Consider the following 11147-nt stretch of genomic DNA (forward strand, 5'->3'; position numbering starts at 1 on the left):
CTGCTCCTCAATAATTTGTCTAGCATAGTTAGTATTACTAATAATTATAGTACAGAATATTATAAAAATAATAATAAAAGTTATAAATACCTTTTGCTCAAGAGACGTTATATTGCTCCACTGACCTGTAATATTAGTATTAATCTCAAATACTAATATTACAGGAAAATCTAAATTATTATCTATAACAGGTATATAGCTAGTAACAAAGGAAGCTTCTTCCACTGTTAAATCACTCTCATTTTCTATTACTACCTTTGGGAATAATATATGACTTGTAATACCTTCAAAAGCATCTCGAAGTGGGGCTTTTGAAGTAAAGGATTTTAAAAAATATTTATCGATTTTTGCGGTAATTATCTCAACCAAACTGTCATCTTTATAATTGTCTACACTATACATATGTAGCATATTACTAGTGATGAATTTATTACCTTTAAGATCGTAGAGAGAAATATTAATATTAAGATTAGTAAACCATTGAGCGGTAATCTTTGCAAAATCAATAAACTCTTGATCTTGTAATAATTTTAAATAACCGAATTTATGTAATTTACTGATTACGTTCTGATGAGTATTACAAATGTTATTAGTATAAAGTTCAGCAATTTTAGTATGTTCCAAAGCTACTTGTTTTACTATCATTTCTTTTATCATAAAATAACGGTAAAACATCATATTTATGACAATATTAAGAAACAATATAATGAATGATAATCTTACTATATACTTATTATGGTTCATTATAACCTAATAGTTATTTCGTTTTTAATGACTCCTTTTATGTCATTTTTGTTTAGTCTGTGTGAAGGAAAATTAATTTAATTCTCTTTCACACAGACTAGTGTTATTTAACGTCTGAGCTACGGAAAAACTGCAAGTTTTGACGAAGCAATCCAGTTAAAAATTCTGATTTACAGAGTTTTTTATTATTTTTCTGGATTGCCACGCGGTCTTTGACCGCTCGCAATGACGTTTTAGAATCTAATCACCTAGCTTTTTATTAATAATCAACCCTGTAATTACATCATAAGCACGAGCAAATTGATAATCTTTTTTGTATAATTCCGATAATTCATTCTCTTCTTGTTTATTATTTTTAGCTTTTGTTTCTTTTTTACTATCTTTGTTTTTAGATGAATTATCTTTTCCGTTATTGTCTTTATTTTTTGCATTATCATTCTTTAAATAATTTTTTAAAGAACTTTCAGAAAAACGCTTATCTATTTTTTTCACCTCAGGATACTCAACTTTTGCCGGCTCAATTAAAATATCAGGCTCTATTCCTTCTGCCTGAATAGAACGACCGCTTGGGGTGTAATATTTAGATATAGTGAGTTTTACAGCAGCCCTAGAATTGATTTGCGTTAAAGCCTGAACTGATCCTTTACCGAAAGACTTAGCGCCAAGTATTATTGCTCTTTTATGGTCTTGCAAAGCTCCGGCAACTATTTCCGAGGCAGAGGCAGAATTACCGTTTATTAAAACTATCATAGGTATTTTGGGGGCCTTTAACGAAAACTCATTTGCTTTAGTTTCGCTATTACTTGATACAGTTCTACCTTTTGTTGTTACAATTACACCAGAATCAATAAAATAATCACTAACGGCAATAGCTTGATCGAGTATACCACCAGCATTATTACGTAAATCTAGAATTATACCTTTAAGATTATTTTTACTTTCAGTTTTTAACTTCTTTACTGCTGCCTTCAGCTCAGAAATTGTTGATTCATTAAAAGTAGTTATACGTATATATGCAATATTATTTTTTTCTAAATGTGCTTTTATCGGCTTGATTTTTACTATTTCACGAGTAAGTTCTATTTCTTGCGGTTTTACCTCTTCTTCCTTAATTATCAACAATTTAACCTTAGTACCAGGGGTACCACGCATTTCTTTTATAGCTTTATTAGGACCAAGCGTAGAAACTAACTCGTCATTCACTCCTACTATGTAATCTCCGCCTTTAAGCCCTGCTTTGAAAGCCGGTAAATCGTCAATAGGAGATATTATCTTAATTGCTCCACTATCATACATTATTTCAACACCGATTCCGCCAAACTCACCTTTTGTAAAAGTAAAAATATCTTCTAAATCCTCATCGGTATAATAACTTGAATGAGGATCAAGTGAATTTAACATACCGTTAATTGCTTCATCTATCATTTTTTGCTTATCGGGTACCTGTACGTAATCTTTTTCAATACGTTCAAATACTTCTTGAAATTGCTTATAACCTTCCTGATTTGATATTTTATTTTCAGGTTCTTTTTCTTCTTCTGCAAATGCACAAATAGAATTTATAATAAAAAATAGTGCTATAATTAAACGTAATAACATAATACTCCAAATATGTGTGTTTTTAAGTTTTCAGTAAAACGTCATTGCGAGGAGCGAAGCGACGCGGCAATCTTGTCAAACTTCCTGAGATTGCCACGCTTCTTGCAGTCGCTCGTAATAACGACTAAATATCCAGCTCGTTAATAATCTTATCCATTTTAACTAAAGCTTGTTCATAAATAAATTGAAATCTTTTTTCCGGCTTTTTACCCATTAAATCATCTACTATTTTATCGACACTTTGGAAATCTTCTAAAGTCACCTTTAAAAGAGATCTTTTTTCAGGATGCATAGTAGTTTCCTTTAATTGTGCAGGCATCATTTCACCGAGACCTTTGAATCTACCTACTTCAATTTTAGCTTTACTTATTTTTGATAATTTATCTGTTAATTTAGCTTTTTCCTCTTCATCGCCTGCATAATAAGTTTTATTAGACTGCGTTAAACGATAAAGCGGGGGCTTCGCTAGATATAAATGCCCCTCTTCTACCAATTTCGGCATTCTTAAGAAAAAGAAAGTCATTAATAATGAAGCTATATGAGCACCGTCAACATCTGCATCAGTCATAATAATTATTTTTTCGTAGCGCAAATTTTCTTCTTTATAATTTTTTAAACTACCGCAGGCAAGAGCTATTTCTAAATCTTGTATTGCTTGATTATTAACGATTTTTTCAAGAGTAGAGTTTGCAACATTTAGCACCTTTCCCCATAACGGTAACACTGCCTGCGTTTCCCTATTACGCGCCTGTTTTGCAGAACCACCTGCCGAATCACCTTCCACAATAAATAATTCGGTACCCGCAGGAGAAGTTCGTGTACAATCGGCAAGTTTACCTGGTAATCGCAATTTTTGAGTAGCATTTTTACGAGAAATATTTTTTTCGTTTTTCTTACTTATTCTAAATTCAGCAATAGCAATTACATGCTCAAGTAAATTAGTAGCTAAAGCTTTATCTCTACTAAGAAAGTGGTCAAAATGATCTTTTATTATATTTTCAATAGGTTTACTTACACCGTTTGATACTAATTTCTCTTTAGTCTGCCCTTGAAAAGACGGCTCAGCTATAAAAATAGAAAGTACGACGCTTGCGGTTTCTAGAATATCCTCAATAGTTAGATTAGCAGCTTTTTTATTCCCTATCATTTCACCATATGCTTTAAGCCCACGTAAAATAGCTGACTTAAGCCCTTGTTCATGCGTTCCTCCTTGCGGAGTCGGAACAGTATTACAATATGATTGAATAAACGCCGAGTTATCGTTATTTTGCCAACAAATCGCCCATTCAAGTTTCACCCCGTCCGGCGTAGACTCTATATTACCTGAAAAAATTTCCGGAGTAATTAAATTATCTAAAGTTATTTTTGAACTTAAATAATCTTTTAAACCGTTCGGGAAATTTATTAATGCCTTTTTAGGTATATCTGACGGCACTTCTACTTCGCATTCCCATTCTATAGTAACACCGCGATATAAATAAGCTTTTGACCTTGCAAGCTCATAAATCTTTTTAGGATTAAAATGTAATTTTTCGCTAAAAATTTCCGGATCGGGAGTGAAATTTATTGATGTACCTCTTAGCCTTTTAGGTGCTTCTTCACATATTAAATCGGTTAATTTTTCTCCTTTAGAATAACTTTGGCTATATAATTTACCTTGTTTATAGACTTTTATTTCTAAATGTTTAGATAAAGCATTTACTACCGATATTCCAACACCATGCAATCCGCCCGCAGTATGATAAACATTATTTGAGAATTTACCGCCCGAATGAAGAGTAGTTAAAATTACTTCTAAAGCTGATTTATCAGGAAATTTAGGATGATTATCAATAGGGATACCGCGACCGTTATCAAATATAGTAATACTATGATCCTGGTGCATTTTTATCGTGATGATACTTGCAAAGCCGGCAACTGCTTCATCCATAGCATTGTCAAGCACTTCAGACACTAAGTGATGCATAGCATTTGAATCGGTGCCGCCAATATACATCCCTGGTCTCTTACGGACAGGCTCAAGCCCCTCTAATACTTCAATATCTTTTGCACTATAGTTATTATCGACTAGCTTAATTTTTTTTTCTTTGTTAAAGCTAAATAAATCGCTCATATATTAGAGATTCAATTAATTATTTTCTTTCCTAAATTAAACTATTTAACTCAAGAAAGCAATTAAGCTTTAAAGAAATTGTTTGTATTGTTGTATGGAGCGAATTACCTATGTCACCCCGTGGCTTGACCTATAGTACCGGACAATTTTTATTCTATGTCATTCCCGCGGAAGCGGGAATCCATTACTTTAAAGCCATTTTAAAGCTTAATTTGAAAAGTAAAAAATCTTTGAAATTAAGCTTTTTTAAAAGCTCGATTTATCTCGCTTTACCCTGGATTCCCGCTTTCGCGGGAATGACATAATTAATTATATCCCTTAGCTTTGCTTAACATACATGCTATATTACTACTGCCTCTTGCTAAGGCAATATCTAATGGATATTGGCATTCATCATTTAGAGTAGAAATTTTAATGCCTCGTATTACTAAATATTTTGCTAAATAGTAATTATCGTTATAAGTAGCAGCAGTTAGTAATGTTTCACCCAGTCTGCTCTTTTCTTGCAATATCGGATAAACGTCAAGTAACGCACGCAATCCAAAAAGATTATTTCTATCAACTGCTCTAAAAGCATTATCTACTGCCTTACAATAAGATAGATTGGCATAAATATCTTTCTTTTTATTTATATCATTATCATATTTAATAAAGCTATCTACAACTTTTCTTCTTTCGGCACTTGCTATCCACTCTTCTTTCTTTTGGAATAGCCCTATATATGCATACATATCCATCTGCTCTAAAGTCGCCTGCTCTGTTAGTTTACCAAGAACTATATCATCATCAGGTAAAAGTAACATTTGCGTTTCATCTTTAACAAATTTTGTTGCTGATTCCGATGTTTCATTATTTACGTTATTATCTTGTTTTTGAATTGTAACATTTGTAGAGCTTACCGGCGGTGCTTTCTCTTGATTATTTGTAGTTTGACTATTCTTAACTTGCTTCTCTAAAGGCTGAGATTGATTCGGTTTTACTACAACAACAGGTACAAGCGGAGTATTCCAATCTTGTTTTTTGGGGACATCTGAAACAGCAACAAATGTCTCTTTCGAGTTATTTATTTCTGCCGAAGAATCAGTTGTAGGAACTACTTTAGGCGGAGTACTAACAGGTGTATTCGGGCTAATCGGCGTTATCGGCTGTGTAGAAGGTTGATTAGTCGGCATTACCGGAGGTGCAGGTACATTACTAGGTATTACTGGAGTTTCTGCAGTAGGTACTGTTACCGGCATGGTACTTGGATTAGTATCTTGGGTTATAGGTTGGCTAACAGGCGGAGAAACAGCAGGCATATTAATAGACGGTGTTGCCGGCGATGCTACCGGTGTTACACTTTCTTCCTCTTTATTAGCATCAGGAGGTGGATTAAGCGGAATAGGCTTATGCACGGGCGGTAAATTTGTAGGTTTATATATTTGTACCGGTCGCTGCGGAGGTACTACATAACTTCCTGCTTGAGCCGGAGGCATAGATACCAACGGTCTTGGTACGTTAGGAGTTATAATATTGGAAGCTAGATTTGTATCATCATGTGCATTAGAAGCAATTTTATCATCACGCATTTCATTACTTGTAGCACTAGGTAACTTTGTACTACCAATATCTATAAAAGATTCAGATGTTTCTGATTCATTAGGTTCTTGTTGCGTAACTTGCCTATCCGGCGTGTTGTCATTAGAAGCTAAATTTGCACTATTTTCATGTTCCGTATTTGTATGAACATCATTACTTGCAGCACTAGGTAACTTTGCACTACCAATATCTATAAAAGGTTCAGATGCCTCGGTTTCATTAGATTCATGAATGTCATGAGAAACTAAATTTGTACTATTTTCATGATCCGTATTTGTATGAGCATCATTACTTGCAGCACTAGGCAATGCTGCATTACCGACATCTATAAACGGCTCAGCATGTTCATTTTCATTAGGCTCTTGTGAAGCTAGCTTTGGCTCTTCTTGATTAGCTACTTTAGTTTGTTCATTCGCCTGTTTAGGAGGTATATCTTTCTTTTTTGGTTTACTAAAAAATTGTTTAAATTTATCAAAAATAGAAATATCAGAATTAGAACTAACTTCCTTATTGTCGGTATTTACTTCGGCAGCCGGTAATGAGGGGGGTAATGGAGGAGGTGAAGCATAGCTTTGCACTGCAACCAATAACAGATTGATAAAAAATAATATCTTACATAATTTATTTAACATATAATTCCTTATTTATCCTGTCATACCGTGGCTTGACCACGGTATCCAGTAAAATTGACTATTACAAGTTGTTTGCATGGACCCCGTGGTCAAGCCACGGGGTGACAATAATTCACTCCCCCTACCTCTTACTATTCTGCACCAATTTCTTTATTTCAATCTCTACTAACTCTTTAACAAGTAAAGGTAGATTTTTATCGAGCCAAACTTTAAGTTCCGGTTTTAACATCTGGGTAACTAATTCTTCAAGTGCATTTTTAGATGGAATATTGTTATCCAGCTTTTTATCTTTAATAGTATCAGTAAAATTTTTAAAAATATCACCTACTTCTTCAGCAGATTTAGTTGATATTAACTTTTCTTCTTTCTCTTGATTTACTATTTCCGTTAGCTCTAATATATCTTCATCTTCACTATCATTTTCATAAATAGGATTTTTACGCTCGTTTATTACTCCTTTGATCGATTTTAATATGTCTTCTATAGACATATCTTGATTCTTCTTACTTTCTGTACTCACGTTAGAAACCTATAAACATTTTCTTTTTAATAGTCTTAAACTCTTCTTCAGGACTAAAATATTTTACTTTAAGTTTTAAACTTTGAGCCGTTAGCTCACCGGTTAACAATTTCATTTGATATGCCGTAAGTACTGAGGCTTTATACGCATCCACACGAGTTATTTTCGCTTCATATAATTTTTCTTCAGCAGTTAAAACGTCTAATATTGTTTTAGACCCGACAATTTCTTCTTGCACCGTACCGTCATATGATATTTGAGCAGCATCCACTCCTTGATTAGCTGCAACAATACGAGATTTTGCCGCTTCAAATCCTTCCCATACGCTTACAACACCTGCTTGTGTTTGTTTTATCGTACTATCAAGCTGAACCGCACTATTTCTCGTTTGGTTTTTAGCCGATCTGATTTTTGAATATTGAGCTCCTCCATCTGGATAAATAGGGATATTTACCGAAAGAATAGTAGTATAGCTTTTATTGTTTATATTTTGAACAGCTGCATATTGTGGATTATAGTTAGTTCTACCTGATTGCAACTTTACGCTTACTTGTGGCAATAATTTTCCTTTCTGCACCATTTCCAAAGCTTTCGCCGAAGTTACATTATGTCTTGCCGAATCAATATCAGGATTTAACTTAGCGGCTTTTTTTGTTAACTCATCCAATGAAGCAGGTAGTCTATCAGGTAAATTAGGCATAGTTATATCAGTAGCCTCTATTCCGAATACTTTAATAAAATTTGCTTTTTTCCCTTGAAAATCGGCATAGGCAGCTAGTTTATTCGTTTCTGCCGCTGCAAGCCCTGCTCTTGCAGTTGCTATATCTATTACCGTTGCTTCCCCTAGTCTTAATTTCTCTTCAACAGTGTTAACTTGTTGTATGTTAGTACGAACCCTACTTTCAGAAATATCATATTTCTCTTTGCTCTCAAAACAATCAAGATAAGCAGTTATTAAATTTAATAATATTTTTTGTTCACCGGCATAATATTCGCCTCGTGACGCTCTAAACCCTGATTGAGCAGCTTTAAGAGCCGCAACACTAGAACCACCGCTAAATAATGATTGCTCAATTGTTAATGTACCTTGATTGCTATCTGTCTCTCTTGGAGTAAGACCAAGCCTATCAGCATATTTTTTATTATATTTAGTCTTACTATTTTGTCTATTAATCTGCAATCCGGCATCAGGCATGAACCCTGAGAAAGCTTGAGGGAACTGCTCAATCGCGTTTAAAAACTTAATTCTAGCAATTTTCAGCTCCTCATTATTCTTATACCCTTCAGTTAAAGCTTCCTGCAAATCAATAGAGGCAGCCGAACTAGTTAGTAATAATGTAATAATAAATGTAGTTAACTTACGCATAAATTTTTTAAATAATTGATAATATGTTAGTTAGATTAGTTTAATCTTTCAAGAATATAGCTATTTCTTAGTAAAACAATATAAATCTATTGTAGCAATGTTAGCACGTAATATAACAAAAATTAATCTTAAGGGCAATGATAACTATTTTACATTTTATTTTATGGTTATAAAGCTTTAAGATTAATTAACATTTAGTAACAAAATAATAATTTTTATGTCTATAATTGATTTTTCTCGTTTCAGTGGATTAAATAAAGAACAACAAGAAGAGCTACAAAGACTTTTAATAAAATTAAATAGTTTTACAAAATCTTTAAAAATAAACGTGAAAGATTTAGAAGATCATTTATTTAATATTTTAAAAAACTCCTTAAACGAATTATCTCACACTGAAAATATAGATGTAGAGAAAATAGAAAAACTTTTTAATAGCACAATCCAAGAATCTCTAACTACTTTATCTGAAGCACTTGAGAAAGCATATCAAGAACAGTTAAAAACAAAAGATATCTTTTTATTTGACGGGATTATTGTAGAAAAATGTTTAAACGTTTTAGAACAAGTTTTAAAATTTCAGCAAGAATTAGATAAACTCTATCCAGGAGCTTCTAAAAAAATTATAGAATCGTTAGAAAATATATTAGTCGGAGTTATTTCAACTCAAAATGCCGATTCTTGGGATATTTATACAAACAAGCGGTATATTTGAGAAAGTAAATAACCTTATTGATCATGAAAAATTATTACCAAAAGTAACAAAATTGCATAATGACATAAAAAAAATGAGGGAAGAGGCTAAATCTAATGAGAAGCTTGAAAGCATCTATGAAAAAGCCAAAAAAGTTGCCGCAATTTCAGAAATATCAAAAGAACCACCTCGAAAAATTATTGAAATAGCAAATAAAAACCCTAATAATAAAGCTTCCCTAGAGAATGTTGTAGAGGCTGTTAAATATATACCAAAAAGTAAAAATGCAGTAGAGGAAAAAATAGCAGAACTAAAAAGCAATATTGAAAGTGCAATTCCGAAAGATATAAATATTGACAAATTGGACTCCGTGAAGAATACTATTTCCGGTAACCTAAATGAAACTAAAACAGAATTGTTAAAAGTACTAAATCCGGAAACTTCTTTTGCTGAAAAGATAACTTCTTTATGTAAAGCAGCAGAAAAAACTGCGGAAATTGCAAGTGATGTAAAAAAATAGTAGGAGCAATACCGGGAAGTAAGGAACTTGAAAATGTTATAAGTTTAGCAATAAAAACTAACTTATTACCGCCTCCGGTCTTAGCAGTTGCAAAGTTAGCTCCTGATATAGCTAACTTAGTTAATATAGGTAAAGCAGTGGTTACGATCCTTTCTAAAACACAAAACTTAACTCAACAACAAGGAAGAGCAAAATAGTGTCTAATTCTAATACTCATATTTTAATTGCCTTAGGCTGCTTAGCATTACTAGTAATATTTTTAATGTACAAGAAAATAGCAGCACGTAAAAAAAATATATTACCTACTGAAGGAGGTAATTTTGACGACTCGCCAAATATTGCTCTTAATACTAACAAACCAGAGAATAAAAAACTAACATTACAAGAAAGAATAGAATTATCTTGGAAATTCCTTTATGACATCACAGAAATTATTTTAAATAAATTCTCTAAAGAAGATGTTATTCAAGTGAACAAATGCGGTCAGGTTTTACTTGATAACGGTGTTAGATATGAACATGTAGTCGACCTTGCAATCCCTCAAGTCAAGTCTCATACTCAAGCAGTTGAACAAGAACAATCTAAAGGCAAAAAAGCTTTAGGGGTGTAATACTTTTCTTTGAAGAGTAGTATTTTATACTTCTCTGTAGGTTTAAAATCAATTATGTTTTTTATCTTTTACTTATATAAAATATAACTTTTTAGGAGCTTATTCCTAAATAGTGAGCTTTTTTAGGAATACACTCCGATTAAGTTAGATTATAAAAGGCAGCATTCTTAGCTAAATAAGTAAATTTTATTAAATTATGTCTAATATATATCTTGTTACTATATCGTTTAACAAAAGTAAGCAATTCTTATTAAAGGATTATGGAAAGGCTTGGCATTTACTTTGTAGTTTTATCGGTTCTTTATACCAAAACGGTAATATATTAAATAATGGAGAATTTTTTAGTCCAACAAAAAATAAATTGATTTTTTGTGCAATAATTCCTAATAACGATGCTTTGCATGATTCACATTTAAGCTATCATGCATTGAAAGATAAAGATGAATTAGAGCAATTGGACGTAGTAATTAGTTATAAAATAACAGCAGACTATGTTAGTGAAACACCTATTGATATCGAAGAAAATATTGAAAATGTAAAATTTCTTTATTTATATCCTATTTCATGGTCAAAAGCTTATGAAGAGCAACTTGTATTACGTACAGATGAGGGGAAATATCTACCTTTATAGTAAATCATATAGTATTAGGTGCAGTAAAAAACTTTTTTAAAGTTTCGTACAAGTTTGCGAATTCAGTAATTTTATTCTTAATCCATCGTTTCATATTAGCCCAGAATTTTTCTATCGGATTTAAATCCGGTGAATATGGCGGT

At 32.4% G+C, this 11147-nt stretch carries 8 protein-coding genes and 2 pseudogenes; 3 read left to right on the forward strand and 7 right to left on the reverse strand.

Features of this window, described 5'->3' with window-relative positions; genetic code table 11:
* The 6 genes and pseudogenes from AC1Z7D_RS03820 to AC1Z7D_RS03845 all read right to left on the reverse strand — a co-directional run.
* A pseudogene (locus AC1Z7D_RS03820) lies at nt 1–744 on the reverse strand (sensor histidine kinase); the annotation flags it as partial.
* 240 nt (nt 745–984) lie between these two features.
* The gene (locus AC1Z7D_RS03825) at nt 985–2343 is read right to left on the reverse strand and encodes a S41 family peptidase (protein ID WP_482602126.1); all 1359 of its coding nucleotides are present in this window, start codon (nt 2341–2343) and stop codon (nt 985–987) included.
* Between the two features lie 124 nt (nt 2344–2467).
* Complete coding sequence (gene parE, locus AC1Z7D_RS03830) at nt 2468–4456, reverse strand: DNA topoisomerase IV subunit B (RefSeq protein WP_482602128.1); 1989 nt, start codon at nt 4454–4456, stop codon at nt 2468–2470.
* A 305-nt stretch (nt 4457–4761) separates the two neighbouring features.
* Nucleotides 4762–6666 carry an ankyrin repeat domain-containing protein gene (locus AC1Z7D_RS03835; protein ID WP_482602130.1) on the reverse strand — a complete coding sequence of 635 codons (1905 nt, stop codon included), beginning with the start codon at nt 6664–6666 and terminating at the stop codon, nt 4762–4764.
* Nucleotides 6667–6787: 121 nt separating this feature from the next.
* Nucleotides 6788–7186, reverse strand: coding sequence for a DUF2497 domain-containing protein (locus AC1Z7D_RS03840; RefSeq protein WP_482602132.1), 399 nt, complete (start codon nt 7184–7186; stop codon nt 6788–6790).
* 1 nt (nt 7187) lies between these two features.
* Nucleotides 7188–8552, reverse strand: coding sequence for a TolC family protein (locus AC1Z7D_RS03845; protein ID WP_482602134.1), 1365 nt, complete (start codon nt 8550–8552; stop codon nt 7188–7190).
* A gap of 217 nt (nt 8553–8769) precedes the next feature.
* On the opposite strand from AC1Z7D_RS03845, the pseudogene AC1Z7D_RS03850 reads away from it, so the two are divergent.
* The 3 genes and pseudogenes from AC1Z7D_RS03850 (at nt 8770) to AC1Z7D_RS03860 (ending at nt 11004) form a co-directional block, all read left to right on the forward strand.
* Nucleotides 8770–9960, forward strand: a pseudogene (locus AC1Z7D_RS03850) (hypothetical protein).
* A complete protein-coding gene (locus tag AC1Z7D_RS03855) occupies nt 9960–10373 on the forward strand; it encodes a DUF2660 domain-containing protein (protein ID WP_482602136.1) in 414 nt (137 codons plus the stop codon). The pseudogene AC1Z7D_RS03850 and the gene AC1Z7D_RS03855 overlap by 1 nt, the downstream one beginning before the upstream one ends.
* Before the next feature lie 196 nt (nt 10374–10569).
* Nucleotides 10570–11004 (forward strand): hypothetical protein, encoded by a 435-nt coding sequence (locus AC1Z7D_RS03860; RefSeq protein ID WP_482602138.1) that lies wholly within the window; start codon nt 10570–10572, stop codon nt 11002–11004.
* 4 nt (nt 11005–11008) lie between these two features.
* On the opposite strand, the gene AC1Z7D_RS03865 is transcribed toward AC1Z7D_RS03860, so the two are convergent.
* On the reverse strand, nt 11009–11147 hold a 139-nt coding region (locus AC1Z7D_RS03865; RefSeq protein WP_482602140.1), incomplete at its 5' end, for a transposase.

It is taken from the genome of Rickettsia sp. (assembly GCF_965035265.1).